Genomic DNA, 25,031 nt, shown 5'->3' with positions numbered 1-25,031 from the left:
TTTCTTTCACAGAAATTGCAAGCCAAACTGCCCATAATTTAGGCAGCTTATGAACGGAGACCCCAATGAAAATCGGTTGCCCCAAGGAAATCAAACCCCAGGAATTTCGCGTCGGCATGACCCCCAACGCTGCTCAGGAAGCGGTCGCACGCGGTCACGAAGTACTGATCGAAAGCGGTGCAGGTATCGGCGCCGGTTTTGACAACGACGCCTACATTGCCGCAGGAGCGCGCATCATCGACACCGCAGAGGAAGTGTTTGCCACGGCTGACATGATCGTAAAGGTTAAGGAACCTCAGGCCGTTGAACGCAAGATGCTGCGCGAAGGCCAGTTGCTGTTCACTTACCTGCACCTGGCTCCCGACCCGGCTCAGACCCATGACCTGTTGGAGTCGGGCTGTACCGCAATCGCGTATGAGACCGTAACCGATGCAAATGGTGGCCTGCCTCTGCTGGCACCAATGTCCGAAGTTGCGGGCCGTCTGGCACCTCAGGTCGGTTCGTGGACCCTGCAGAAGGCCAATGGCGGCCGCGGCGTCCTGATGGGCGGCGTACCCGGTGTGGGCCCTGCCAAAGTCATCGTGATCGGTGGCGGCGTTGTTGGTACGCACGCAGCCAAGATCGCAGCCGGCATGGGTGCTGACGTCACCGTCCTGGACCGCTCGCTGCCGCGCTTGCGTTATCTGGACGACGTGTTTGGCGGACATTTCAAGAATCAGTATTCGACCGCCGGTGCCACCGCCGAGTTGATTCAGGAAGCCGACATGGTGATCGGTGCGGTTCTGATCCCCGGCGCAGCAGCTCCGAAACTGATCTCGCGCGAACAGTTGTCAACCATGAAGCCCGGCGCGGCTCTGGTAGACGTCGCAATTGACCAGGGCGGCTGTTTCGAAACGTCCAAAGCCACCACGCATGCCGATCCGGTGTACGAAGTTGACGGCATCATGCACTACTGCGTCGCCAACATGCCCGGTGCGGTTGCTCGCACATCCACCATTGCACTGGGCAACGCGACCATGCCGTTCATGCTGTCGCTGGCAAGCAAGGGCTGGAAGCAGGCTTGCAAAGACGACGCGCACCTGTTGGCTGGTCTGAACGTTCACGCCGGCAAGCTGACTTACGAAGCGGTTGGCACTGCCCTAAACCTTGACGTTGTCGACCCGACAACGCTGCTCAACTAAGAACGCTCCTGCCTCTGACCGCGCCTCTTCTCCCAGGGCGCCTTTCAGACGAGAGCAAAGCGTCGCGCCATATGCGCGGCGCTTTTTTGATTCACCGCAACTCACAAAAAAAGCACCGCGCCAATGCGCGGTGCCTGCCTCAAAGGAACGAAAGTATCCCAGCGCCCAATCGACGGGCGGAAGCCCTCAGCCTTGTTTCTGGATCTCCACCGCGTGGGGATAGGGAATCGAGATGCCTTTGTCGTCAAAGGCTTCCTTGATCGCTTTGGTCAGCTCGAATTTCGCATCCCAATAGTCGGCGGCATCGCACCAAAGGCGTGCCGTCAGATCGACCGAACTGTCGCCCAGGTTCGTGACTTTGACCCATGGTTCAGGATCACTGTGAATACGGCTGTCAGCTTTGGCCACATCCAGAATGATCTGCATCGCTTTGTCAGCGCTGTCGCCATAGTCGATACCGAACACCAGATCGACACGCCGTGTGTCATGGGCAGAGTAATTGGTGATGATCGAACCCCAGGACTGACCGTTCGGTACGATGATCTGCACATTGTCTGGTGTCACTAGCTCGGTGGTAAAGAGGTTCAGGTCCTTCACCGTCCCCGCCGTGCCACCGATATCCACATACTGGCCCAGCTTGTAGGGTCGGAACACCACCAGCATAACGCCAGCCGCCAAATCGCTGAGCGTCCCTTGCAGCGCCAGACCGATGGCCAGCGACGCAGCACCCAGAATGGCGACGATACTGGTGGCCTGAATTCCGAATATGCCCAAGACGGCAACCAGAACCATGGCCAGAATGGCCCATTTGACAAGGCTCGCCATAAAGTTCCCGAGTGTGGGATCGATATGTGGAGTGGAATTGATCCGACGCCGCACCATGCCTCCGACTGCCCCAGCCACAATCCAGCCCAGAACCAGAACGACAAGCGCCTTGACCGCATTCATGATCAGCGGGGCGTACTCGCCCACCTGTGTTACGACCTCATCCACGCGCATCTCCTTTCAACAGCAAGAAACCCGCGAGGTTTTCGCGGGGGGTCACCGGATTGTGAGCTAAGATTGCGTTTCGGTCTAGGTGCGAGTTTCGCCGGATTTCCCCGTTGTTCGTCAAAAAACACGGCCTGACCGGAGATGCACAGGGCAAAGGGCTTACATGACGGCGGATTGGCCCCTAGCTTTCAACAGATATTCAAACAGGAGCCCCCAATGGCGGACAACACAGCTCATCCGATTATGGCCCGCTGGCCTGCCCAATCCCCGGACAAGATCCAACTCTACTCCTATCCGACACCAAACGGCGTCAAAGCATCGATCATGCTTGAGGAAACCGGCCTGCCTTATGAGGCTCATCTGGTAACGCTCGCGGATGCAGATGTCAAAAGCCCCGAGTTTCTATCGCTGAATCCGAACAACAAAATCCCTGCCATTATTGACCCCAACGGCCCGGACGGTGAACCGCTTGCCCTGTTCGAAAGCGGTGCGATCCTGCTGTATCTAGCTGAGAAGTCAGGAAAGTTGCTGGGACAAAGCGCCTCTGACAAGCACCGTATCACCCAATGGCTGATGTTTCAGATGGGCGGCGTTGGGCCAATGTTCGGTCAGCTTGGCTTTTTTTACAAATTCGCAGGCAGCGAGATCGAAGATCCACGCCCACGCGAACGCTATTTCAACGAAGCCAAGCGCCTTTTAAACGTTGTTAACACCCAGTTGGAGGGGCAGGACTGGATCGCTGGCGAGTTTTCCGTCGCAGACATCGCCCTTGCCCCGTGGCTGAATGCGTTGGATTTCTACGGCGCAAAAGACGTTGTCGGCTGGGACGACCACGTCAATGTCGTCGCCTATGTCGACCGATTTATGCAGCGCCCGGCAGTGCAACGCGGCAAAAACATACCTGCGCGCGGTTAAATGGCTTGGCAGATGAAAGGGTGCCTTGGCCGGCACCCTTCTCGCATTGCTCAGCCCGGCAAAGCGCCGATGAGAACATAGCGCAGGATTTCAACGACCTGAGCAGGTTCTTCAGCAACGGCCAGCGCGGCAGCATCAACTTCTTTCAGCGCGTGTTGATGATCAGGGCCGTGCAGCACGATGATCGACTTGCCAAGCGCCGCCGCATAACCTGCGTCAAAGGCGGCGTTCCACTGTTTGTACTTGTCGCCGAAGCGGACAACCACCACGTCCGCATCCGCAATCCCCTTGCGTGTGCGGATCGCATTGACCATCGCGCCCTTGTGGTCATGCCAATACTTGTTCGGCTCGGCCCCTAGAATGGCCACACCGCAATCGTCGCTGGCGGCATGATCGGTCACAGGGCTATTGAATGTCATATCCAACCCTTGCGCGCCCTCAATGATCTGTTCCCGCCAGTCGGTGTGAATTTCGCCCGAGAGGTAAACGTTCAGCATCTTTAGTCCTCCGCAAACGCAGAAAAGGCGTCGTCGGCCCCTTCATCTTTTTAAGAATACTATCGCCGATGGCGATCCTGAGTTACCCGCGCAGGACGCCACCGGTCGCCTTCGTGACTTTGGCGATGATCTTTTCGGCCACCGCCTCGATGTCTTTTTCTTTCAGCGTCGTGTCCGTCGGTTGCAACCGCACAGTGATGGCCAGAGATTTCTTACCTTCACCCAAGCTGCCACCGATGAATTCGTCAAAGACACGTACATCCTCGATCAGCGCCTTGTCAGCACCCGCTGCAGCATTCACCAACGTCAGCGCCTCGACGCCTTCATCGACGACAAAGGCAAAGTCACGTTCGACCGCTTGCAGATCTCGCAGCTCCAAAGCGGCACGGGTGGCACCTGATTTGCGGGGCAGAGGCACCTCGTCAGGCCAGATGGTAAACGCCATCGCTGGGCCCTTGATGTCCATCGCCTGCAACACACGCGGGTGCAATTCACCGAACACACCCAGCACCTTTTTCGGACCCAAACAAATCTTGCCGTGACGCCCCGGATGCCACCAGGCATCCCCGTCGCGCAGGATCTGTACCTTCGCCGGTGCACCGATGGCAGCCAGTATAGCCTCAGCATCTGCCTTGGCGTCAAACACGTCCACCGGCCGCGAAGCACCGTGCACATCCTTGGGGCCGGAGCGCCCAACCAGCAAGCCGGTGATCTGGGTTTTCTGGTCGCCGGGTTCACCGTCATGGAACACCGGGCCAACCTCGAACAGAGCCACGTCTGCATAGCCGCGTGCCTGATTGCGGGCAGCGGCCTGCAACAGACCCGGCAGCAAATCCGGGCGCATGTGGCTCATCTCGGAAGAGATTGGGTTTTCCAGTTGGGTTGCATCGTCGCCACCACCGAACAGCGCTGCGGACGCCTGATCGATGAAGGTGTAAGACACGCATTCATTGTAGCCCAGCGCCGCGCAGGTGCGGCGCGCCATGGACTGGCGGCGCTGCGTCGGTGTCATAACCGCCTTCGGGATTCCATCCGTCACACGTGGCAGCGGTTTGCCCTGCAACTTGGTCAGCGACGCAATCCGCGCGACCTCTTCCACCAGATCGGCCTCGCCCAGAACGTCTGGTCGCCAGCTTGGCACATGAGCCATCTCACCCTCAAGGCGGAAACCAAGGCGGGTCAGGGTCTGACGCTGTTCGCTTTCCGGAATATCCATACCGACCAGAGACTGCACCCGTGCCGCGTCCAACTTGTAAGCCCGCCCGTGGTTCGGGGCCTTGCCCGCTTCGACCACGTTGGAGGCTTCGCCGCCGCAGATATCCAGGATCATCTGGGTTGCGTGTTCCAACCCTTCACGGGTGTAATCTGGATCAACACCGCGCTCGAACCGGTACCGCGCGTCCGAATTGATCTTGAGCGCGCGACCCGTAAGGGCAATCTGCACATGATCCCAAAACGCGCTTTCGAGGAAGACGTTAACCGTCTCTTCGGTGCAGCCTGTTTCCTCGCCCCCCATGATCCCGGCAATCGATTCCGGGCCTTTGTCGTCCGAAATCACCATCATGCCTGGCTGTAGGGTGTATTCTTTCTCATCCAGCGCCACCAGTGTCTCGCCACCTTTGGCGCGATGCACCCGCAGGTTGCCTTGCACTTTATCCGCATCAAACACGTGCAGCGGGCGGTTGTGGTCGAAGGTCATATAGTTGGTGATGTCCACCAAGGCCGAGATTGGGCGCAGACCGATGGCTTTCAACTGATCCTGCAGCCACTGTGGGCTGGGGCCGTTCTTGACACCGCGGATCAAACGCCCGGTGAAATGCGGTGCGCCGTCCAAAGTGTCTTCGTCAATGCTCACCTTGATCGGGCACTCGAAATCCCCGGGAACCGGCGCATAGTCACGCTGTTTCAGCGTACCGATACCGCGCGCGGCCAGATCACGCGCGATCCCCTCAACGCCCAGCGCATCGGGCCGGTTCGGCGTAATCGCAATCTCGATCATCGGGTCGACCTTCGACGGATCGTTCTCGGCCAGCCAGTCGACAAATTTGTCGCCAACTTCACCCGAGGGTAGCTCAATGATGCCGTCATGCTCCTCCGACAGCTCCAGCTCACGTTCCGAGGCCATCATGCCAAAGCTTTCGACGCCCCGGATCTTGCCGACGCTGATGGTGATATCCAGACCGGGGATGTACATGCCCGGCTTGCAAACCACGACGGTGATGCCTTCACGCGCGTTCGGGGCCCCGCAGATGATTTGCAGATCACCCTCATCTGTTTCAACCGTGCAGACCCGCAGCTTGTCAGCGTCCGGGTGTTTCTCGGCATGTTTGACATGGCCCAGCGTAAAGCCTGCCAACCGGTCCGCCGGGTTCACGATCTCTTCGACCTCGAGGCCAAGGTCGGTCAGCGCCTCGGCGATCTCATCAACCGAAGCGTCAGTGTCGAGGTGGTCTTTCAGCCAGGACAGAGTGAATTTCATTGCACGGGGCCTTTTTTGGCAGATATCCAGTCGGCACAGGCAATGGCAAAGAATGGACCAAGGTGCAAGCGCTGTGCGTCATGGATAGGTTGGGGTGCGGCCCAAAAGCTCGTCCAATTGACGCCCGATCCAGCCATGCGGGATGAAATGCCCGCCCGGATGGGTGTCCAGCACCACCTGCCCCTGTGCGCAATCGGTCCATTCCACGCGGCTGAGCGTCAGGATCGGCACTACGCTCCAATCACCGCGCGGGGTTGCTCCGTTGCAATTGTACTTTTCACGCCACAGCGAGACCGGATAGGTCGTGTCGCCATTCGCGCCATAAGGAAAATCCATCACCGTATCGCTGAGGCCATGCACATGCCGCGCCTCACGCGGGCCTTCGGGGCAGTTTTCTGTCTGGCGAATGCTGCCCGCAACGGCCAGCAAAGCGGCGATGTCGTTGCCTGACTGGCACACATAGCGCCACGCCATCGCGCCGCCGAAGGAATAGCCCGAGACATAGATGCGGTCGGGTTCAATCGGATAGCGCTTGGCCACGTCCTCCAGCACCCGGTCGGCAAAAGGCACATCGCCAGTGTCCGAGGTCCAGAAATTCCAGCTTTTGCCCAGCCCGTTCGGGGCCACCAGCAGCACGCCCCGCAGCTTGGTCGCTCCGGCAATGCGCTCATGGTTCACGACCACGGTCCCCTGCCGCGCCCAGCCGTGGAAATGCAGCAACACAGGCAGAGGCGTTTCGCCGTCCCATCCTTCGGGTTCCAGCACATGGTACGAGCGGTCGCCGACCTCACAGGCCGTATCGCCGTGGCAGTCGGTGTTCCATGGTCCCATGGCGAAGGCGGGTGAGGCGGTCAGCAACAGAAGGCAAAGCAGTCGATAAATCATGCGCCTGACCCTAGCCAGCCAGAGCGCCAAGTCACGTCACAACCCCGTGGGAACCTGTAACAAGCAGTGGTGTCGCCAGACCGCGGGATGGCGATCCTTGATTGGTGGTGGGTAGTTTATGGAGGCCAAATCCGCGCGCTGTTCGAACGTCGCGCTGGCGGAGACAAATCGCCAGCCCGTGCGGGCGGTGTCGCCCATTGGGCTTGAACCAATGGCGCAGCAATGAACGACCGATAGCGCGGCGGCCTATCGGCCTTTGCTCCGCGCGAGGCAGAACCTCAACTACTTAGCTAAGTTCAAGAATTTTAAGCACCCACGCAACCAACACCGCTGTAACAACGGAAACAAGAACCGTGGGGATGTTGCACAAAATGTTACCGAACCATTTTTTCCACAATGGCTGAGACAGTCTCTCAAGCTCATCAAAACCCTTACTATTCAAACGCAAGCGAAATTCATCAGGCTCATCCGGAGTGAGATAAGACGACGTCGCACTCGATTCATATTTTTCTTCGAAGAGACCTTCGTCCATTAAGAACGAAATCTGAAAAAGCTCATCGCGAGACCAGTCAGGAGAATCCTCAAAGGGGTTTCCATGCTCATCTGACCAAGCTCGCTTTAGTCGGAGCCACTGGTTTGGCGATTGTTCAAATCGCTGTAGTATCGCCTTCCGAACACGTCGGTCTTTGCTCACCGCGACAAACCACCATGCAGGTTCGGCATATCCAACGCCGCAAACCCATAGTGCCGCAGCCAACGCAGGTCGGAATCAAAGAACGCCCGCAGGTCCGGAATACCGTATTTCAGCATCGCCAGGCGGTCGATCCCGATACCAAAGGCAAAGCCTTGATAGACCTCAGGATCAATCCCACCGGCGGCGATCACCTTGGGGTGGACCATGCCGGAGCCGAGGATCTCCATCCAGTCGTCGCCCTCGCCGATCTTCAGCTGACCGTTATCCCAGGAACAGCGGATATCGACCTCGGCCGACGGCTCGGTGAAGGGGAAGTGCGAGGCGCGGAAGCGCAGCTCGACGTCGTCGACCTCGAAAAACGCTTTCACGAACTCTTCCAGAACCCATTTCAGGTTCGCCATCGAGATGTCTTTATCAATCGCCAACCCCTCGACCTGATGGAACATCGGCGTGTGGGTCTGGTCATAGTCGGCGCGGTAGACGCCGCCCGGACAGATCACGCGGATCGGCGCGCCCTGTTTCTCCATCGACCGGATCTGCACCGGAGACGTATGGGTGCGCAGCACATGCGGCGGGCGATTGTCGCCCTCGGCGCGGTGCATGTAGAACGTATCCATCTCGGCCCGCGCGGGGTGATGGCCGGGAATGTTCAGGGCGTCGAAATTGTACCAGTCGGTTTCGATCCGCGGCCCTTCGGCCACCGAGAAGCCCAGTTCGGCAAAGATCGCGGTCAGTTCCTCGGTCGCCTGGCTGATCGGGTGGATCGAGCCCTGACGGCGCGCGCGGGTCGGCAGGGTGACGTCCAGCCATTCGGTGCGCAGACGTTCATCCAGCGCGGCATCGGCCAACGCGGCCTTTTTTGCAGAGAGCGCCGAGTTGATCTCATCCTTCAGGGCGTTCAGCGCGGGGCCTGCAACCTGACGTTCCTCGGGCGTCATCTTGCCCAGCTCGCGCATCTTCAACGCGACCTCGCCTTTTTTACCGACAGCCGCGACGCGGATCGCCTCAAGCGCGTTTTCGTCGCCTGCTTCGGCGATTTGGCCCAGATATTTTGCCTTAAGATCGTCCATGACGGCCCTCTGAATTTTGTCGAGAACCTGCTATCGGCCCCGCCCCGCGAATGCAAGCGGGACGGTGCGGATCAATAGCTGTATTCCGGGAAAATCCGGGTCAGGTCGCCATTCCAGTCGCCATTGTAGTGATCCAGCAACTCATCTGCCGGAACCTTACCAGTGTCGATGCTTTCCTTGAGCGCGTTCAGGAAATGTGTCTCATCCGGGACCAGCCCCCCAGCACCGGCGCGCGCGCGGGCCTTCAACCCGGCCTCAGAGATCGCAACAACCTCGCGCGCCAGATCGTGCATTTTGATGTCACCGACCTGCGCCTGAAGGCCATTGACTGCAGCTTGCACGCGCAGTTCCTCGCGCGTTTCCGCATCCCAGCCCTTGACCAAATCCCACGCCGCGTCCAGCGCGCCCTGATCGTAAGTCAAACCAACCCAGAAGGCGGGCAGCGCACACAAGCGACGCCACGGGCCACCATCCGCCCCGCGCATCTCCATGTATTTCTTGATCCGTGCTTCGGGGAAGGCCGTGGTCAGGTGATCGGCCCAATCGCTGAGGGTCGGTGTTTCACCCGGCAGAGCAGGCAATTCCCCTTTGAGGAAGTCGCGGAACGACATACCTAGCGCGTTGATATACTGGCCGTCGCGATAGACAAAATACATCGGTACATCCAGCGCATATTGTACGTACCGTTCGAACCCAAAGCCGTCTTCGAACACAAAAGGCAGCATACCCGTCCGGGCGTCGTCCAGATGCCGCCAGATATGGCTGCGCCAGCTTTTCTGGCCATTGGGCTTGCCTTCAAAGAAAGGCGAATTGGCAAACAAGGCGGTCGCCACAGGTTGCAGCGCAAGTGCAACGCGCAGTTTCTGCACCATGTCGGCCTCGGACCCGAAGTCGATATTGACCTGAACCGTGCAAGTGCGCCGCATCATGGCGCGGCCCATGGTGCCGACCTTTTCCATATAGTCGTTCATCAACCGATAACGCCCTTTCGGCATCAACGGCATTTCCTCGTGGGTCCATATCGGGGCCGCGCCCAGACCAATGAAACCAACGCCGATCTCGTCGGCGATGTCCTTCACCTCACGCAGGTGGGTGTTTACCTCATCGCAGGTCTCGTGGATCGTCTCAAGCGGGGCACCGGAAAGCTCCAGCGCGCCACCGGGTTCCAGGCTGACATTTGCACCGTCTTTTTCAAGACCGATCAGCTTGTCGCCTTCGCGCACTTCGCCCCAGCCATGGCGATCCCGCAGACCTTCCAGCACGGCCACAATCGAGCGTTTGCCTTCAAACGGCAGCGGCTTCAGCGTATCTTTGCAATAGCCGAACTTTTCGTGCTCGGTGCCGATGCGCCAGTCTTCTTTGGGTTTGCAGCCTGATTCCAGATATTCGGCCAGTTGCTCATGGCGTTCGATCGGACCGCCGCCGGACTGAGGGATGGACATGAACCGTGCTCCGATCCTGATGTGTCTGTTTTGAAGGTCAGTCGTGGTCGTAAATGGCGCCAGTGTCAATGCAACCGCAAATGTGCCGGGCGCGATGGGGTGCGTTCCCAGATGACGACGGGATGTCGTGATTTACCGTTGAGTTCCGACAGCATCTGTTCGGTTTTCAGCCCAGGCAGGCTAGAGAACACATCAAACAAAGCCTCTGCCCCTTCTGCATTCACAGGAATGTGAAGCGCCGGTTGTCCCGACTGATCCAAAACCCAATGCGCCGGGCTTGAGGTCGGGTCGAGCGCAAGCCGTTCAATCTCGCGAGTCGCCACGATGCCGCCATCCAAAGGACCCAGATAGGTGATCTGACCTTCATCCACGGTCACCACACCCTGCCCACCTGCGCCGGTTCTGAATCGGGCGCGTTGTATGCCAATGACCGCCAATGCCACAGACACCAAGATCAGGAACCAGCCCAACCATGCCAACAACCCACCCGGCCCGCTGACCCAGCTGAGGCCGAGGATTAGGACAAAGAAAGCAACCAAAACTTCGCGCCAGCGCCACAGCGCCAGTTTTGCCTCGGGTCGGATGAAACTCATCTGTACTCTCCAACAGAAACGCCCGAATACGGTGCCTGTATTGCTTCAAACTGCATGGACGTGAAATCGTGCACCAGTTGACGATTTTCAATCCCACCCGCATCGGCCAACTGCGTCTGCCACAACTTTCCGTTTTCCGCCCATTGCAACAAGTCGCCAAAACGGTCCGCCCATTCCCATCCTGAGCAACATATTGCCGGCCCGTCGTGAGGTGGCAACAAGGCATACTGACTGGAAATATGTGCGCGGTTATTTTCTCCAATCGTGAATGTTTGCCTCAGACTCCAGTTTTCGACCAGGTCCAGCCTCAGTTCTATTTCATACTTTTCGCCGCCCGCACGGACCCAACCCCTTTGCTGCAGGCGAGATGAGACGAGATCTCCCATGTGAAAACCGTCGGTCGAATTTGGGAAGCTGTCGGCCTCGGCTGCTCTCAGGCCGTCGGGCAGGTCTTCAGGAGGCGTTGCGCCGTTCAGCCAAAGCCTGCCGTCCGCAGTGAAAGCGCCACCGCCGAACCAGCTGTCGGATTGGGGCCAGTACGCGATCGCCGTAAGCCAGGGCGCTTTGGAAACGGCCGTCCAGCAGCGACCACCTTTGCACGCGAAATAGACCAGATGTCGGCCTGACGGGGAAAGATCGCATCTGTGTTCGTGGATTCGGGCCCCAAGCCATTGCCCAAGCCTTACAGTGCCGACGCTGCGGTCCCACATCAATACAGCAACTTGGTCGGTCGGACCTCGACGCAAAACAATTGCTTGATCTGACCCCAAAGCCGTTAAAACGTGCAGCCGGGGCGGTGGTGTCACGCCCAATCCCCCAGTGCCTGCTGCCACATCGTCAACGCCGCCACAGCCGCCGTATCCGCCCGCAGGATGCGCGGGCCAAGGCTGACCACATGCGCATATGGCAGAGCTGACAGTCGGGCGCGTTCTTTCTCAGAAAAGCCACCTTCGGGGCCGACGAGAATCGCCCATGGCCGTCCTTTTTCATTGGCGGCCAATCGCAGGGCTGAGCCGACCTCGGCCTCGTTGCAGAACATCAGCTGACGGTCTTTGGGCCAACTGTCCAAGACACGATCCAGCCGCTGCAGATCGGTAACTTCGGGCACGAAGGTGCCGCCGCATTGTTCCGCGGCCTCGACCGCATGGGCCTGCAAGCGATCCTGACGGATGCGTTCGGAATTGGTAAACTCGGTCTGTACCGGCAGGATGCGAGCCGCGCCCATTTCGGCAGCTTTTTCAACGATAAAATCGGTGCGGGCTTTTTTGATAGGTGCAAACAGAAACCACAAATCGGGCGGCAATTGCAAAGGTTTGGTCTGCGTGGTGCAGCTCAGTACGCCGCCACGTTTCCCGGCTTCGACCACTTCAGCCAGCCATTCGCCATCCTTGCCATTGAACAAGGCTACGGCCCCACCAACCGTCAGTCGCATCACACCAAACAGATAATGCGCCTGGTCGCGCGTCAAAGGAACCGATTGCCCCTGACCCAAGGGCTGCTCTACATACAGTCTGATCTTCGCACTCATGAGACCTTACATATGCAAGGCAATGCCCCAACACCAGACGGTCAAGTCACCGATGCTGTCACCGGCAACTGGGTCGATACCTATGCGCCAGCCTTCACCCGCCCTTATCTGCGCCTCAGCCGCGCGGACCGGCCCATTGGAACATGGCTGTTGCTGATTCCATGCTGGTGGGGCTTGGCCTTGGCCATCCTGCATGACGGCCAGCCCCGATGGGAAGATCTGTGGATCGCCATTGGCTGCGCATTTGGCGCTTTTCTGATGCGGGGGGCGGGGTGCACCTGGAACGACATCACAGACCGGGACTTCGACGGGCAGGTTGAACGCACACGTTCACGCCCGATTCCCTCGGGTCAGGTCAGCGTCCGACAGGCAGCGGCCTGGATGATCCTGCAATGCCTGCTGGCACTTGGCATTCTGCTCAGCTTCAATCAAGCGGCCATAGCGATGGGCGTACTGTCCTTGCTGCCGGTGACAATTTACCCTTACGCCAAACGGTTCACATGGTGGCCGCAAGTGTTTCTGGGCCTGGCCTTCAACTGGGGCGCGCTTCTGGCCTGGGCGGCGCATAGCGGCTCAGTCGGGTGGCCTGCAATTTCGCTATATCTGGCGGGGATCGCGTGGACTCTGTTCTATGATACGATCTACGCCCATCAAGACGCCGAGGATGACGAGTTGGTGGGGATCAAATCCACAGCACGCCTGTTTGGCGAAGACACGGCGAAGTGGCTGAAGTACTTTCTGGTGGCAACCGTTTCATTTATGGGATTGGCCATCATCGATGCAGGCGTGCCGGATGCTTCGATTCTGGCGCTGGTTGTTGCGCTTTGCGGTCCCTGGGCAATGGGCTGGCATATGATGTGGCAGCTGCGCGGTCTGGATCTGGAAGATAACGCCAAGCTGCTGCAATTGTTCCGGGTCAACCGCGACACCGGCTTGATTCCGCTGATCTTCCTTTGCGTCGCCTTGCTGCTCTGATTGCACCTGTCGAATGAGGGCTGTAAAGATCGGCCCAAACGCCTGAGGAGTGCCAAACCCAAGCATGCGTCTGCCGTATTTTATCGCTGTTTCACTGATCTTTCTGGTCTCAGCCGGGCTGTCTCTGTTGGCGGCCAGCTATGCCGTCACAAAAATCGAAGAGACATCTGAATTCGCCGTAAGGCGGTCACTGGACCTCAAAGGTCATAACTGGGCCGAGGTTGAATCCGACGGTTTGCGCGTTATCCTGACCGGCACCGCACCAGATGAGGCCACACGGTTCAACGCGTTGACTGTGGCCGGGACCGAAGTCGACACATCCCGCGTGATCGACGAAATGGAGGTCGAGGCCACCTCGGCGCTGGCCCCACCCCGCTTCTCGACGGAAATCCTGCGCAATGACGGCGGCATCTCGATCATCGGTCTGATCCCCGCCAGTGAGGACAGGGCGAGCCTGATTGACCGGCTGCGCAACCTGGATCGGAGCGTTGCAGTGTCGGATCTGATGGAAACGGCAGATTATCCCAAGCCCGATGGCTGGGATGCCGCAATATCTTACGCCATCGAAGCATTGGCGCGGTTGCCTCGTGCAAAAGTTTCCGCCAGCTCTGGCTTGGTCAAGATCACCGCGATTGCGGACAGCCAAGAGGAAAAACAACGGCTTGAACAGGATCTGACGCGCGCCGCGCCGCCCAGTTTGCGCATCGGCTTGGCAATCTCGGCCCCTCGCCCCGTCATCACACCCTTCACACTGCGCTACCTGATAAATGATGAAGGCGGGCAGTTTGACGCCTGTTCCGCCCAGGATGAAAAGGCGCGCGACCGCATCGTGGCCGCCGCGCGCGAGGCGGGCTTGCAAGGCACCTATTCTTGCACCATCGGTCTGGGAGAACCCTCACCCCGCTGGCCCGAAGCCGCCGAACAGAGCATTCAGGCTCTGTCCGAAATCGGCAAGGGCACCGTGACGCTGTCTGACGCGGACATCACGCTGGTCGCGGCGCAAGGCACAAACCCTGCCCTTTTTGATCGGGTGGTGGGTGAGCTTGAAACTGCCTTGCCGCCGGTCTTTGCACTGCACGCCGTGTTGCCGGAACCCGAGACTACGGATGCTTCAGGCCCGGTTGAGTTTTCCGCAACCCGCAGCCCTGAGGGCTTGGTACAACTGCGGGGACGCCTGGGCGATGAGACCCTGCGGGACATGGTCGACAGCTATGCCCGTGCCGCATTTGGCTCTAATCAAGTTTATACCGCCACACGCATTGTGTCCGATCTTCCCGCAGATTGGCCTGTGCGTGTTCTGGCCGGGCTCGAAGCGTTGGCGCAGCTGCATAACGGGGCATTGACCGTGACACCTGAAATGGTCGAACTGAGCGGGATCAGCCACGAAGAAGACGCCAAGGCCCGCATCGCAAGGCAGTTGTCGGACAAGCTGGGTGAGGGGCAGGAATTCACCCTGATGATCACTTATCAGCCTCCACCAGAGCCTGAAGATGCCCTGCCCGACCCGGAAGTCTGCGAACAACAGATTGCTGAAGTTCAGGCTTCTCGCAAAATCGCGTTCGAACCCGGATCAACCACGATTGCTTCAGATTCGCGCGACACGGTGAACCAGATTGCCGATATCTTGCGGGACTGCGGACCGATCCGCCTTGAGATTCAGGGCCACACCGACAGCCAGGGCCGCGAAGAGATGAACCAGCAGCTCAGCCAGGCACGCGCGCAGTCGATTCTGAACGAGTTGCGCGGACGGCGCATTCCCACCAGCAGCTACACCGCCGTGGGATATGGCGAAACGCAGCCCATCGCTGATAACGACACCGAGGAAGGTCGGGAAGAAAACCGCCGAATTGAATTTCGTCTGATCCGTCCCGAACCTGTTGAAACCGGCGAAACAGGTCTCGAAGCGCTTGAGACTGAGACAGAATCCGACACGCCCGAGACAGACCAGACTGACACAACCGCATCAGATGCGGATGCGGAGGACCAGTAAGTTGAACAGAACCGAATTCATCATCGCCACGGCCATCATTCTGTTTGCGGCCTTCTGCATGGGATGGTTTGCCAACTGGTTGGCTCACCGCCTGTCCCGCGTACGCCAAAGCGACGTTGCTGATCTGGACCGGATGAGCCAGGAGTTGCACGAGGCCGAAGAAACCCGTGATCAGGCCATCACTTATCTGCAACAGCGCGAAGCCGAGTTGACCAACCAACTGACGCAGACCGAAGCTGAGCTGGCCGCCGCGATGGACGGCCTGCGTGCCGCGCGGCAAGAGGCCGAAGAATTACGCGGGCGGATTAACAACGCCGACTGACGCGCCTCTCACGTGGGCGGATTACAAAACCTGCGCAAGATCGGCGATCAGGTCCTCTGGGTCTTCAAGGCCAACCGACAACCTGAACACGCCGTCCCCTGCATAGTCCCGATAGCTTTCCAGCTGCGCCCCTTCCAGACGGAAAGAGGTCTGCATCAACGCGTCCGTGCCCATCCAGAAAATCAGACTGCGATGGTGGCCCAGCGACACGGCATAGTGAATGATTTTCAGTTTATCGATCATCTGCTGGGCCAGTGCTTCTCCGGTCGCGTTGTCGCCCACCTGAAAGGTGATCATGCCGGATGTGTTTCGCATCTGCCGTTGCGCCAATTCGTATTGCGGGTGTGATTTCAGACCCGGATACACGACTTTGGTGACGGCCCCACGTGTTTCAAGCCATTCGGCAACCTCCATGGCACCCGCCTGATGTGCCTGCATTCGAAGCGGCAAAGTGGCCATACCCCGGGCAATCATCCACGCGTTGAAAGGTGACATGATGCTGCCGTGATGAATGGCGGACTCGTTACGAATCTTCTCAATCAACTCTTTGCGGCCCGCCACCGCTCCGCCAATGGCATCACCATGACCGCCTATGAACTTGGTCACGGAGTGCATGATCAGATCGACGCCCAAATCTTTGCTGGGTTGACCCAGCGGAGAGGCAAAGGTGGCATCACAGGACAACAATGCCCCGGCATCTTGTGCAATGGAGGAAACCGCCGCCAGATCGGTCAGTCGCCCGATTGGGTTAACCGGTGTTTCCGTATGAATCAGCCGTGTGTTTGGCCTGATTGCCGCTGATACCGCCGCCAGATCAGACATGTTGACCGTGCTGACCTCGATCCCCAAGCGCGGCAGCGTATCCCGCGCCAGCTCGGCCACGCCCGCATAAGATACGTCAGAGACGATCACGTGATCTCCGGCTGACAGGAACGTCAGGAAAATCGCAGTTGCAGCCGCCATGCCTGACGCCAGACAGATACAATCCTCGGTGCTTTCAAACGCGCTTATTTTGGCTTCAAGCGTCCGCACGTTGGGGTTGGCCCAACGCCCATAGAGGTATGGGGCCTCTTCCTCGAGATCATGGGCGGAAAACCCAGCCACCTGGCCGGTGACAAAAGTCGAGGACATATGCAAAGCCGGTGCAGATGCACCGTTGGTCGGGTCCGGTTCTTCGCCCACATGAATCGCCCGCGTCGCAAGGCCCTTGTTTCTCAATCCGTTGTTCATGGGGTTGCCCTCTTGATCCGTATGTTCGGATTAAGCGCGAGCCCAAACGCCAACGTCTAGAGGGGAAATGTGCCAAGTATAGTTTAAAAACGACCACAACGTTCACCCCGCATTTTATGCTTTGCATCAATAGCGGTTCAGTGCGTCTGCCAACATGAAGACTACAACACTGGAGGAAGGATCAGCGGAACAGGCTAATTAGCAGTTCTGAACAAACGATAGGTGAGAGACGAATTGATCGGCGTGTTTTGGCCTACACGCCCAGTTCGACTTCAACTTCATTAATAAATTCAATAATATGAATTGGTGCGATTTTGCCTGCACATACTTAAGTCTGCTATCCAACAAAACTGGAGTGAACTATGTATCTCAAGCCAATATTGAAGACTGCCGCAACATTAACAGCACTTGCCGCGACATCCGCTTTTGCCTCAAGCGATGTGATACCGTCCGAGAACGACACCTTTACAAAATGGGGCGAAGAATCTGGTTGGACTATCTTTGTCGATGAAACACGTGGATCATGCTTGATTGAGCGCGTGGATGAGAACAACAATGTCGTTCAAATGGGCCTGACTAAAGATCAGGAAATGGGCTATCTTGGTGTCTTCACGCAAAACGACATCGGCTTGAAAGGTAAGAAGGAAAAAATCTTCTTGTCACTTGACGGAAACGTTTATGAGGCCGAAGCACGCAAGAAAACCAAGCATTTGGCTGAAGGATATACCGGAGGCTATATCTTGGCGAACAACGCGCAATTCGTTGATGACGTTATGAAAAAATACGAAATGACGGTGTTCCCCGAAAAAGAGTTCGCGTTCACTGTAAGCCTGGACGGAACGCTGAAGGCCATTGAAGCCGCTCGCACATGTAATTCCGAACAGAGCAACTAAAGTCTTGTGTTCAACTCCGGCACCTGAACTTGGGTGCCGGACGTTCCTACCACCGGGTTAATGCGTCTTCGTCTTCGTCCTTGGCGGCGACCCATTCCGCACCGGCCCCAGTGATTTCTTTCTTCCAGAACGGGGCGCGGGATTTCAGGTAATCCATCAGGTATTCAGCCGCCTCGAATGCATCTTTGCGATGCGGCGCAGCCGTGGCCACCATCATGATCCGGTCGCCTGGGGCCAGGCGACCGTGGCGGTGGATCACCAACACATCGCCCAGTGACCAACGATCCTTTGCTTCCTGGGCAATCTTGGTCAGAGCTCGTTCGGTCATACCCGGATAATGTTCGATCTCCATGACATCCAGATCACCGCTTGCAAGATCGCGTACGACGCCGGTGAAGGTGACGATGGCACCGTTGGCATCATCCCCGGCGGCAAAGGCGTTGGCCTCAGCGCCCAGATCGAATGGCTCTTCCTGAACGGCAATCTTCATCGCTTAGCCGCCTGTCATCGGTGGGAAAAACGCAACCTCACGCACACCGGTCAGCGAGGCATCAAAATCCGACAACTCTTGGTCCAGTGCCACCCGCAGGGCCGATAAATCGGCAAAGGCCGCCGCATAACGCTCTTCCCTTGCGCACAGTTCCGAGACCAGATCGCTGACCGTTGCAGCGCTTGTCTCAACTTTTTCTTTTGGCAAACCGATGCGTTCGCGCACCCATGCAAAGTACAGCACATCCATCGCTTAGCTCTCCTTAAGATGCGGCATGGCTTTACGTAGGTAGTCATAGCCGGTGATCAATGTCAGTGTTGCGGCGATCCACAAAAGCCACAGCCCGATTTGGCCAGCCCAGTACATGCCTTCAATATTCCAGCGCAGGTGGTTTACGTCTTCAACCTGCCCCGCAATGATCTGCTCGACCAGATCGGCATCCATGCCGAAACTTGCCATCACGGCATAGTGTTCAAAGATACCTTGCGAAAACAGAACCGCGATGGCGATCATCTGCGCAGTGGTCTTCCACTTGGCCAGTTTCGTAACCTTGAGTGTCCCCGCTACATCACCCAGATACTCGCGCAGACCCGAGACAAAAACCTCGCGAAACAGGATCACCGTCGCGGGCAGCACCAGCCACGGCGTCCAGTGTTCTGTCGAATAGCCCACCAGGATCATCAATGCGATCACTACCATCGCCTTATCGGCAATCGGGTCCAGCATCGCGCCGATCTTGGTTTCCTGCTTCCAAGCGCGGGCCAGATACCCATCGAACCAATCGGTAATAGCCGCCGACAGAAACAGGATCAAAGCGAACCAATCCGCATATGGCCGGGTGAAATACAAAAACATGACTGCCAGACCGGGCGCCGCCAACAGGCGCAGGACGGTCAGAATATTGGGCAAGTTCCACTTCATGGCTGGGACCCTATATCGACGCTGCGGGACAGAAAAGCCAATCAGACAAAAAACTGCGCGGATCACAGAAGCTTGGTCAAAGCGCCGCAGGCCTTTGGTCCTGTATCTCTTGGCCTTTCCGGGCTTTGCCGTCAGATTGCGGCGAAAGCCCAGATCGGAAGTGTCAGATGACAGCCCATATTCAAACCGATGCCCGCGCGAACATGATTGGCAGCCTATGGATGATTGCCGCAATGGCGGGTTTTGCGCTTGAGGACGCGCTGCTCAAAGCGTCCTCGGCCGTGGTGCCGATCTGGCAAGTCCTTGTTGTGTTTGGCGCTGGTGGATCACTTGTTTTTGCTGCGGTAGCATTGATGCGCGGAACGCGCTTGATGCATCCTGACGTGCTGTCTCGGCCGATGAAGGTTCGGGTCCTGTTCGAAGTTCTGGGGCGGTTGTTCTATGTTCTGGCCATAGCGCTCACGCCATTGTCCTCGGCCACGGTGATTTTGCAGGCCACACCGCTTGTCGTGGTCGCAGGTGCAGCGTTGTTCTTTGGTGAAGCGGTAGGTTGGCGGCGGTGGAGCGCTATTTTCGTGGGTATGCTTGGTGTTGTCGTGATCCTGCAGCCCACCGGCGACAGCTTTTCATTGCTGTCGATTCTGGCCGTTCTAGGCATGCTGGGATTTGCGGGGCGTGATTTGGCCAGTCGCGCAGCACCTGCCACGCTGGGAACCGAAGTCTTGGGATTCTACGGGTTTCTCAGCATCATCGTTGCGGGGCTCGCCTATCGGTTTTGGGAAGGCGTGCCGATGGTTTCGCTTGATCTACATACCAGCCTGCATCTGACCGGAGCGGTGCTGATGGGCGTTTTGGCTTATTCTTCGCTGATGAAGGCCATGCGCACAGGCGAAGTTTCCGCTGTGACCCCATTCCGCTATACGCGACTATTGTTCGGCATCGGCTTGGGCGTGCTCATGTTCGGCGAAAGCCTCGATCCCGTAATGTGGATCGGCAGCGCGTTGATCGTGGCTTCGGGGCTATACATCCTGTGGCGTGGACGGCGCGCCTAACCCTTGTCGTGAAAGAAATCATAGACCTTCTGCGCCAACCCGGCCGAGATCCCCTCGACTGCTTTTAGGTCCACCAGATTGGCTCGACTGACCGCCTTGGCGCTGCCGAAATGAGTTAACAAGGCACGTTTGCGCGCCGCCCCTACGCCGGGAATTTCGTCCAACGGCGTGGCGCCTACGGCCTTTGCACGCTTTGCGCGGTGAGTACCGATGGCAAACCTATGTGCTTCGTCCCTCAAACGTTGAATAAAATACAGCACAGGGTCGTTGCGCTTCAGGGCAAAGGGGCGCTGACCGGTCCGATGAAACTCTTCCTTGCCGTGATCGCGATCGACCCCTTTCGCAACCCCGACCATTGGAATGTCTGCGACCCCATGGGCCTGCATGATCTCATGCACCGCACTTACCTGCCCTGCACCGCCGTCAATCAGCAAAAGATCGGGCCAGAGCCCTTTTTCCCGATCCGGGTCTTCTTTTTGCAAACGGGTAAAGCGGCGGTTCAGAACCTCTTTCATCATGCCGAAATCATCGCCCGGCGTCAGATCGTCACCACGAATGTTGAATTTGCGATAGGCGTTCTTCATGAAGCCCTCGGGCCCCGCAACAATCATTCCACCGACCGCGTTGGTGCCCTGAATGTGCGAGTTGTCGTAAACCTCGATCCGTTCCGGTGGCGCGTCCAGATCAAACGCTTCGGCCACCCCGCGCAACAGTTTGGCCTGCGTTGCGCTTTCGGACATGCGGCGAGCCAATGACTCGCGCGCATTTCGCAAGGCGCCCGCCACCAGTTCCTGTTTCTCACCGCGCTGCGGAACAAGGATCTCCACCTTGCGGCCTGCCTTCTCGGTCAGGGCCTCCTGCATCAGATCGGCGTTTTCGATCCCGTCCGATAGGATCAGCTGCCGGGGCGGTTCCTTGTTGTCGTAGAACTGACCAAGGAACGCCTCCATCACCTCAGCGGGCGAAACATCGGGGCCGACACGCGGATAGAAATCCTTGTTGCCCCAGTTTTGATTGGCGCGGATGAAGAACACCTGCACACAAGCCTGGCCGCTATCCATATACAGGCCGATCACATCCGCCTCGGCCACGCCGCGCGGGTTGATACCCTGGGACGTCTGAACTTGCGTAAGTGCCCGGATACGATCACGCAGACCGGCGGCGCGTTCAAACTCCATTGCCTCGGACGCGGCCATCATCTGCTCGGCCAGATCCTCCTGCACCTTGGTGGATCGGCCTGACAGGAAACGCTCGGCGTCCTTGACGCTTTCGCGGTATGCCTCTTCCGAGATCAACCCGACGCACGGCCCTGAACAGCGTTTGATCTGATAGAGCAGACAAGGCCGCGTTCGACTGTCAAACATGGAATCCGAGCAGTTGCGCAGCAGGAACGCCTTTTGCAACTGGTTCAACGTGCGGTTCACCGCCCCTGCACTGGCGAAGGGCCCAAAGTAAGCACCCTTTTCCTTCTTCGCCCCGCGATGCTTTTTGATCTGGGGAAAGGCGTGGTTCTTGGCGACCAGAATGTTAGGAAAGCTCTTATCGTCGCGCAGCAGCACGTTGTACTTGGGCTTGAGCTGCTTGATCAAGTTCTGCTCCAGCAGCAACGCCTCGGTCTCGGTCCGGGTTGTCAGGAACATCATCGAGGCGGTCGAAGCGATCATCTTCTCGATCCGGCCAGAATGCCCCGGGCGTGTGTAATTCAACACCCGCGCCTTCAGGTTGCGTGCCTTACCCACATACAGTACCCGACTATCCGCATCCAGCATCCGATACACACCGGGCGAACTGTCCAGCGTTTTTGCATAGCGCTGAATGCAGGCATAACCGGTCGGAGAAGAGTCGCTGTGGGTGGTCATAGGCTTTTGATATGATTCTCTTGGACTGGCTGCAATCTCAGGCCTCTCAAATCAAGAGGAAACAAATCCACGACTTCTGTGGATAAGTGTGAAGATAAGTTTCTGCTGGATCGGAAATCCCCTTGTTTCATTGCCTCTTCCTTGATTTGCACAAAAAATGGGCAATAAATTAACGCCTTGATTCTAAATGATATTTTTTCAATCACTTAGCAAGTGTATGAAAAAAAAGACATTTTTGTAACGCGCAGGTAACACGAATGAGAGCAGTGCAAAACTTGCAGCGAAATTGCTTATTCTACGCCGAGCACGTCGGGTGTTTTCCAACCCAGATGCTGCCCCCCATCAACGCATAGAAGTTGCCCAGTGACCGCGTGCGCGTCCAGAAAATACCCCAGCGCAGCGGTGATATCCGAGGGGTTCGATCCGCGTTCCAGAACCGTGTTGGATCGTTGCGCCTGAAAATGCTGTTCGCTTTGGCGATGCCCCTGAACCGTCGGACCCGGACCAATCGCGTTGACCCGAATGTCAGGTGACAGGGCCTGAGCGGCCGTTCGGGTCAGGGCCCACAGCCCCATTTTCGCGATGGTGTAAGACATGAACTCTGGCGTCAGTTTTCGCACCCTCATGTCCACCATGTTGACGATCAAGCCCGCGGCCAAAGGCTCTTCGTTTTCGTCCATGCCAGCGGCCAGTCCCTGTTCCGCCATAGCCTGTGTCAGTACGAATGGCGCACGCAGATTGCTGTCGAGATGGCGGTCCCAGCTTTGGCGCGTTGCGGTATGGATATTGTCATATTCAAAGATCGAGGCGTTGTTCACCAGACATGTGATCGGGCCGCCCAGCGCCTCAGCCGCGTTCGGCAACAACGCCTGAACCTGAGCTTCGTCCAGCAGATCGGCCTGCAATGCCACTGCATGACGCCCAAGGGCCTGTATCTTGACGACCGTTTCCTGCGCGGGCTGTTCGGATGTAGCGTAGTGAACCGCTACATCGTAACCACGACCCGCCAGATACAGCGCCATAGCCCGGCCCAGACGGATACCGGCACCGGTCACTAAAGCTCGGGTCATGCTTCACCTCATTTTGTCAGATCACACCAGCAATACGGTGACATAAAGCACATAAAGGAAAGTCAACACCAACCCCCATACGCGCGAGATATCCTGTTTGAGGAACACAAACGGGATCAGCAGCAGCGATGCGCCCAACATAACCCACAAGTCGAACCGCAGGAACTCGGGATCAACCGGTATGCGGCCGAACCACGTTGCAATCCCGATGATGGCCAAAAGGTTGAACATGTTCGAACCGATCACGTTACCCAACGCCACATCAGCCTGTCTGCGCAATGCAGCCATAACTGTCGTCGCCAGCTCGGGTAAAGACGTTCCGACCGCGATCAGAGTCAAACCAATGACCGTTTCACTGACCCCATAAGTCCGTGCGATAATGGTCGCGTTGTCCACCAGCAGGTGCGCCCCCATTGGCAAGCCAACCAGCCCCAGTATCAAGTAAATCGACACCTTCCAATAGGGCATGTCGGGATCAGCTTCTTCCAGTCCCTCAAGCTCTTCATCTACGCAGGCTTCACCGCAAGCTTTGCGATGGGCCTTTGCCTCGCGAAAGGCGTTCAACAAGACCAGGCCCAAAGCCGCCAGCAGGATCAGGCCGCTGAAAAAGGTAAAAGTTCCGCAGAAGGCCAAACCGATGAACAGAACTGTGGCCACCAGCATGAAGACATAGTTCCGGCGGCTGTTACATTCGCTGGTGTGCAAGGTCGCAAGCAGCGCGGGAAGGCCCAGAACCAACAAAATATTCGCCGTGTTGGATCCGACAACATTGCCCAGCGCAATGCCCGGGGCATTCTCTTGCAAAGCGCTGATCGCAATCAAAAGCTCTGGCGCGGATGTGCCAAATGCCACGATCGTCAGGCTGACGATCAACGCCGGAACACCTAGGCGCAAGCTCAGGTTCACGGCACCACGCACAAGGGCGTCGCCCGCCAGCAATAGAATCAACAGGCCAAGACCGGACAGCAGCCAAGTGGTAATCAAGTCCGGCCTCCTTTTTCACAGGCGCAGGGGCCTTTGCCGATACGATACCGCCCGCAGCGCCGGCATTTCGCAGAGCTCAATTTCTTTTGCCCGGGAAAGCGCAGCTTGCCGAACATCGCCAATACGCCCATGGCAATCAGGAAAAGGGTGACGGCCTTGATGATCACGCTACAAACCGAAACGCGCGAAGGCAGCACGCTCCTCTAATCCGGCGATGGCATCCTGTGCCAGGCTGGCCCCAAAGCGTGTCCAGATCGGTTTGCGCACGCCGTAACGGCGGAATTTGACCTTTTCGCCGAAGCGTTCCTGCATCTTGGGTTTGAGGTGGGCAATGCCATCAATCAGGCCCAACTCTTGCGCACGCCGCGCCAGCCAGACTTCACCCGTGAAAAGATCGGCACTTTGATCCAACTTGTCCCCACGTCGCGCTTTGACATGATCAATGAAGTTTTCGTGGATGTCCCCCAACAACCCCTGCAGACGGGCCACGTCCTCTTTCTTTTCCGGAGCAAACGGATCCAGCATCGACTTCGATTCTCCAGCCGTGTGCACGCGCCGCTCAAGCCCCTGACGCGCCAGAAAGACATGCGCGCCAAACCCGGCCGAAATCACTCCGATCGAGCCCAGAACCGAACTGTCATCTGCCCAGATCTCGTCCGCGGCGGCGGCCAGCCAGTACCCGCCCGAGGCAGCAACATCCTCGACAAAGGCAATCACAGGCACGTCCAGCTCTTCCGACAAACGTCGGATACGGGCACCGATCAGCGAACTTTGCACAGGGGACCCGCCTGGGGAATTAAGCTCAAGCGCCACGGCAGCGGGTTTTCCCTTGCGAAACGCTTTTTCCAGAAAAGGAGCCAAGGTCGTGTCATTCAACGCACCACGGCCCGCCATTCCAATGGCGCCGGACAGGCGGACAACGGCCACGCAGGGGTGTTTTTTGACAAACGGCAGGCTGAGTTTCATGG

Annotated in this window: 26 protein-coding genes; 7 read left to right on the top strand and 19 right to left on the bottom strand. The window is 57.8% G+C overall.

All coding sequences use genetic code 11. From position 1 onward, the window contains the following. Positions 1 to 65 precede the first annotated feature (65 nt). Entirely contained in the window at positions 66 to 1,181 is a 1,116-nt protein-coding gene (gene ald / locus GOV85_RS13580; protein WP_171179013.1) for an alanine dehydrogenase, read from the top strand. Positions 1,182 to 1,367: 186 nt separating this feature from the next. Here the strand turns inward: ald and GOV85_RS13575 are convergent, their stop codons facing one another. Continuing rightward, positions 1,368 to 2,180, bottom strand: coding sequence for a mechanosensitive ion channel family protein (locus GOV85_RS13575; RefSeq protein ID WP_174836591.1), 813 nt, complete (start codon positions 2,178 to 2,180; stop codon positions 1,368 to 1,370). A 210-nt stretch (positions 2,181 to 2,390) separates the two neighbouring features. Here GOV85_RS13575 and GOV85_RS13570 point away from each other — a divergent pair, with 210 nt between their 5' ends. Beyond that, entirely contained in the window at positions 2,391 to 3,089 is a 699-nt protein-coding gene (locus GOV85_RS13570; RefSeq protein ID WP_171179009.1) for a glutathione S-transferase family protein, read from the top strand. 50 nt (positions 3,090 to 3,139) lie between these two features. Here GOV85_RS13570 and GOV85_RS13565 read toward each other — a convergent pair whose 3' ends face one another. From GOV85_RS13565 to GOV85_RS13525, 9 genes are all read right to left on the bottom strand, one after another. Next, a complete protein-coding gene (locus tag GOV85_RS13565) occupies positions 3,140 to 3,586 on the bottom strand; it encodes a YtoQ family protein (RefSeq protein WP_171179007.1) in 447 nt (148 codons plus the stop codon). Positions 3,587 to 3,668: 82 nt separating this feature from the next. Further along, a complete protein-coding gene (pheT, locus tag GOV85_RS13560; protein ID WP_171179005.1) occupies positions 3,669 to 6,065 on the bottom strand; it encodes a phenylalanine--tRNA ligase subunit beta in 2,397 nt (798 codons plus the stop codon). Positions 6,066 to 6,143: 78 nt separating this feature from the next. Beyond that, positions 6,144 to 6,950 carry a PHB depolymerase family esterase gene (locus GOV85_RS13555; RefSeq protein WP_171179003.1) on the bottom strand — a complete coding sequence of 269 codons (807 nt, stop codon included), beginning with the start codon at positions 6,948 to 6,950 and terminating at the stop codon, positions 6,144 to 6,146. Positions 6,951 to 7,236: 286 nt separating this feature from the next. After that, positions 7,237 to 7,644: a hypothetical protein gene (locus GOV85_RS13550; protein ID WP_171179002.1), complete on the bottom strand. Its 408-nt coding sequence runs from the start codon at positions 7,642 to 7,644 to the stop codon at positions 7,237 to 7,239. Further along, a complete protein-coding gene (gene pheS, locus GOV85_RS13545; protein WP_171179000.1) occupies positions 7,641 to 8,714 on the bottom strand; it encodes a phenylalanine--tRNA ligase subunit alpha in 1,074 nt (357 codons plus the stop codon). Before pheS ends, GOV85_RS13550 begins: the two co-directional genes overlap by 4 nt. Before the next feature lie 71 nt (positions 8,715 to 8,785). Further along, a complete protein-coding gene (locus GOV85_RS13540; RefSeq protein WP_171178998.1) occupies positions 8,786 to 10,156 on the bottom strand; it encodes a glutamate--cysteine ligase in 1,371 nt (456 codons plus the stop codon). Positions 10,157 to 10,221: 65 nt separating this feature from the next. Then, positions 10,222 to 10,749 carry a hypothetical protein gene (locus GOV85_RS13535; protein ID WP_171178996.1) on the bottom strand — a complete coding sequence of 176 codons (528 nt, stop codon included), beginning with the start codon at positions 10,747 to 10,749 and terminating at the stop codon, positions 10,222 to 10,224. After that, entirely contained in the window at positions 10,746 to 11,555 is an 810-nt protein-coding gene (locus GOV85_RS13530; protein ID WP_171178994.1) for a hypothetical protein, read from the bottom strand. Before GOV85_RS13530 ends, GOV85_RS13535 begins: the two co-directional genes overlap by 4 nt. Next, entirely contained in the window at positions 11,552 to 12,277 is a 726-nt protein-coding gene (locus GOV85_RS13525; RefSeq protein ID WP_171178992.1) for a 16S rRNA (uracil(1498)-N(3))-methyltransferase, read from the bottom strand. Before GOV85_RS13525 ends, GOV85_RS13530 begins: the two co-directional genes overlap by 4 nt. Positions 12,278 to 12,289: 12 nt before the next feature. On the opposite strand from GOV85_RS13525, the gene ubiA reads away from it, so the two are divergent. The 3 genes from ubiA to GOV85_RS13510 all read left to right on the top strand — a co-directional run bounded on the left by ubiA (position 12,290) and on the right by GOV85_RS13510 (position 15,564). Beyond that, entirely contained in the window at positions 12,290 to 13,252 is a 963-nt protein-coding gene (ubiA, locus tag GOV85_RS13520; RefSeq protein ID WP_171178990.1) for a 4-hydroxybenzoate octaprenyltransferase, read from the top strand. Between the two features lie 64 nt (positions 13,253 to 13,316). After that, positions 13,317 to 15,242: an OmpA family protein gene (locus GOV85_RS13515; RefSeq protein WP_171178988.1), complete on the top strand. Its 1,926-nt coding sequence runs from the start codon at positions 13,317 to 13,319 to the stop codon at positions 15,240 to 15,242. 1 nt (position 15,243) lies between these two features. Further along, positions 15,244 to 15,564 carry a hypothetical protein gene (locus GOV85_RS13510; protein ID WP_050603973.1) on the top strand — a complete coding sequence of 107 codons (321 nt, stop codon included), beginning with the start codon at positions 15,244 to 15,246 and terminating at the stop codon, positions 15,562 to 15,564. Between the two features lie 21 nt (positions 15,565 to 15,585). Here the strand turns inward: GOV85_RS13510 and GOV85_RS13505 are convergent, their stop codons facing one another. Beyond that, positions 15,586 to 16,794 (bottom strand): PLP-dependent aspartate aminotransferase family protein, encoded by a 1,209-nt coding sequence (locus GOV85_RS13505; RefSeq protein ID WP_171178986.1) that lies wholly within the window; start codon positions 16,792 to 16,794, stop codon positions 15,586 to 15,588. 362 nt (positions 16,795 to 17,156) lie between these two features. Here GOV85_RS13505 and GOV85_RS13500 point away from each other — a divergent pair, with 362 nt between their 5' ends. Beyond that, on the top strand, positions 17,157 to 17,687 hold the full coding sequence (locus GOV85_RS13500; RefSeq protein ID WP_171178984.1) for a hypothetical protein: 531 nt from the start codon (positions 17,157 to 17,159) through the stop codon (positions 17,685 to 17,687). A gap of 46 nt (positions 17,688 to 17,733) precedes the next feature. Here GOV85_RS13500 and GOV85_RS13495 read toward each other — a convergent pair whose 3' ends face one another. The 3 genes from GOV85_RS13495 to pgsA are packed head-to-tail and all read right to left on the bottom strand — an operon-like array spanning position 17,734 to position 19,098. After that, positions 17,734 to 18,177: a molybdenum cofactor biosynthesis protein MoaE gene (locus GOV85_RS13495; RefSeq protein WP_171178982.1), complete on the bottom strand. Its 444-nt coding sequence runs from the start codon at positions 18,175 to 18,177 to the stop codon at positions 17,734 to 17,736. Between the two features lie 3 nt (positions 18,178 to 18,180). Beyond that, positions 18,181 to 18,426: a molybdopterin converting factor subunit 1 gene (gene moaD, locus GOV85_RS13490; protein ID WP_171178980.1), complete on the bottom strand. Its 246-nt coding sequence runs from the start codon at positions 18,424 to 18,426 to the stop codon at positions 18,181 to 18,183. A gap of 3 nt (positions 18,427 to 18,429) precedes the next feature. Continuing rightward, positions 18,430 to 19,098 (bottom strand): CDP-diacylglycerol--glycerol-3-phosphate 3-phosphatidyltransferase, encoded by a 669-nt coding sequence (gene pgsA / locus GOV85_RS13485; RefSeq protein ID WP_171093855.1) that lies wholly within the window; start codon positions 19,096 to 19,098, stop codon positions 18,430 to 18,432. A gap of 167 nt (positions 19,099 to 19,265) precedes the next feature. Here pgsA and GOV85_RS13480 point away from each other — a divergent pair, with 167 nt between their 5' ends. Then, a complete protein-coding gene (locus GOV85_RS13480; RefSeq protein WP_171178977.1) occupies positions 19,266 to 20,150 on the top strand; it encodes a DMT family transporter in 885 nt (294 codons plus the stop codon). On the opposite strand, the gene uvrC is transcribed toward GOV85_RS13480, so the two are convergent. The 5 genes from uvrC to GOV85_RS13455 form a co-directional block, all read right to left on the bottom strand. Then, positions 20,147 to 22,009, bottom strand: coding sequence for an excinuclease ABC subunit UvrC (uvrC, locus tag GOV85_RS13475; RefSeq protein WP_171178975.1), 1,863 nt, complete (start codon positions 22,007 to 22,009; stop codon positions 20,147 to 20,149). The genes GOV85_RS13480 and uvrC overlap by 4 nt on opposite strands. Before the next feature lie 290 nt (positions 22,010 to 22,299). Continuing rightward, positions 22,300 to 23,079: an SDR family oxidoreductase gene (locus GOV85_RS13470; RefSeq protein ID WP_171178973.1), complete on the bottom strand. Its 780-nt coding sequence runs from the start codon at positions 23,077 to 23,079 to the stop codon at positions 22,300 to 22,302. A 21-nt stretch (positions 23,080 to 23,100) separates the two neighbouring features. After that, positions 23,101 to 24,060, bottom strand: a complete 960-nt coding sequence (locus GOV85_RS13465; protein ID WP_171179426.1) for a calcium/sodium antiporter — start codon at positions 24,058 to 24,060, stop codon at positions 23,101 to 23,103. Continuing rightward, positions 24,060 to 24,230 carry a hypothetical protein gene (locus GOV85_RS13460; RefSeq protein ID WP_171178971.1) on the bottom strand — a complete coding sequence of 57 codons (171 nt, stop codon included), beginning with the start codon at positions 24,228 to 24,230 and terminating at the stop codon, positions 24,060 to 24,062. Before GOV85_RS13460 ends, GOV85_RS13465 begins: the two co-directional genes overlap by 1 nt. A 1-nt stretch (position 24,231) precedes the next feature. After that, positions 24,232 to 25,029 (bottom strand): S49 family peptidase, encoded by a 798-nt coding sequence (locus GOV85_RS13455; RefSeq protein ID WP_171178969.1) that lies wholly within the window; start codon positions 25,027 to 25,029, stop codon positions 24,232 to 24,234. Positions 25,030 to 25,031: the final 2 nt, after the last annotated feature.

The organism is Ruegeria sp. HKCCA4633 (assembly GCF_013034605.1).
Lineage (GTDB): Bacteria > Pseudomonadota > Alphaproteobacteria > Rhodobacterales > Rhodobacteraceae > Ruegeria.
This window is presented reverse-complemented; position numbering and strand designations above follow the sequence as displayed.

Bases quoted from the DNA above. Each gene is read 5' to 3' on its own strand.
- GOV85_RS13535 (WP_171178996.1), bottom strand. From the start codon at position 10,749: ATGAGTTTCATCCGACCCGAGGCAAAACTGGCGCTGTGGCGCTGGCGC.
- GOV85_RS13480 (WP_171178977.1), top strand. From the start codon at position 19,266: ATGACAGCCCATATTCAAACCGATGCCCGCGCGAACATGATTGGCAGC.
- GOV85_RS13555 (WP_171179003.1), bottom strand. From the start codon at position 6,950: ATGATTTATCGACTGCTTTGCCTTCTGTTGCTGACCGCCTCACCCGCC.
- GOV85_RS13575 (WP_174836591.1), bottom strand. From the start codon at position 2,180: ATGCGCGTGGATGAGGTCGTAACACAGGTGGGCGAGTACGCCCCGCTG.
- uvrC (WP_171178975.1), bottom strand. From the start codon at position 22,009: ATGACCACCCACAGCGACTCTTCTCCGACCGGTTATGCCTGCATTCAG.
- GOV85_RS13525 (WP_171178992.1), bottom strand. From the start codon at position 12,277: ATGAGTGCGAAGATCAGACTGTATGTAGAGCAGCCCTTGGGTCAGGGG.
- GOV85_RS13540 (WP_171178998.1), bottom strand. From the start codon at position 10,156: ATGTCCATCCCTCAGTCCGGCGGCGGTCCGATCGAACGCCATGAGCAA.
- GOV85_RS13515 (WP_171178988.1), top strand. From the start codon at position 13,317: ATGCGTCTGCCGTATTTTATCGCTGTTTCACTGATCTTTCTGGTCTCA.
- pheS (WP_171179000.1), bottom strand. From the start codon at position 8,714: ATGGACGATCTTAAGGCAAAATATCTGGGCCAAATCGCCGAAGCAGGC.
- ubiA (WP_171178990.1), top strand. From the start codon at position 12,290: ATGCAAGGCAATGCCCCAACACCAGACGGTCAAGTCACCGATGCTGTC.
- GOV85_RS13470 (WP_171178973.1), bottom strand. From the start codon at position 23,079: ATGACCCGAGCTTTAGTGACCGGTGCCGGTATCCGTCTGGGCCGGGCT.
- ald (WP_171179013.1), top strand. From the start codon at position 66: ATGAAAATCGGTTGCCCCAAGGAAATCAAACCCCAGGAATTTCGCGTC.
- pheT (WP_171179005.1), bottom strand. From the start codon at position 6,065: ATGAAATTCACTCTGTCCTGGCTGAAAGACCACCTCGACACTGACGCT.
- GOV85_RS13505 (WP_171178986.1), bottom strand. From the start codon at position 16,794: ATGAACAACGGATTGAGAAACAAGGGCCTTGCGACGCGGGCGATTCAT.
- GOV85_RS13570 (WP_171179009.1), top strand. From the start codon at position 2,391: ATGGCGGACAACACAGCTCATCCGATTATGGCCCGCTGGCCTGCCCAA.
- GOV85_RS13495 (WP_171178982.1), bottom strand. From the start codon at position 18,177: ATGAAGATTGCCGTTCAGGAAGAGCCATTCGATCTGGGCGCTGAGGCC.
- GOV85_RS13455 (WP_171178969.1), bottom strand. From the start codon at position 25,029: ATGAAACTCAGCCTGCCGTTTGTCAAAAAACACCCCTGCGTGGCCGTT.
- moaD (WP_171178980.1), bottom strand. From the start codon at position 18,426: ATGGATGTGCTGTACTTTGCATGGGTGCGCGAACGCATCGGTTTGCCA.
- GOV85_RS13500 (WP_171178984.1), top strand. From the start codon at position 17,157: ATGTATCTCAAGCCAATATTGAAGACTGCCGCAACATTAACAGCACTT.
- pgsA (WP_171093855.1), bottom strand. From the start codon at position 19,098: ATGAAGTGGAACTTGCCCAATATTCTGACCGTCCTGCGCCTGTTGGCG.
- GOV85_RS13565 (WP_171179007.1), bottom strand. From the start codon at position 3,586: ATGCTGAACGTTTACCTCTCGGGCGAAATTCACACCGACTGGCGGGAA.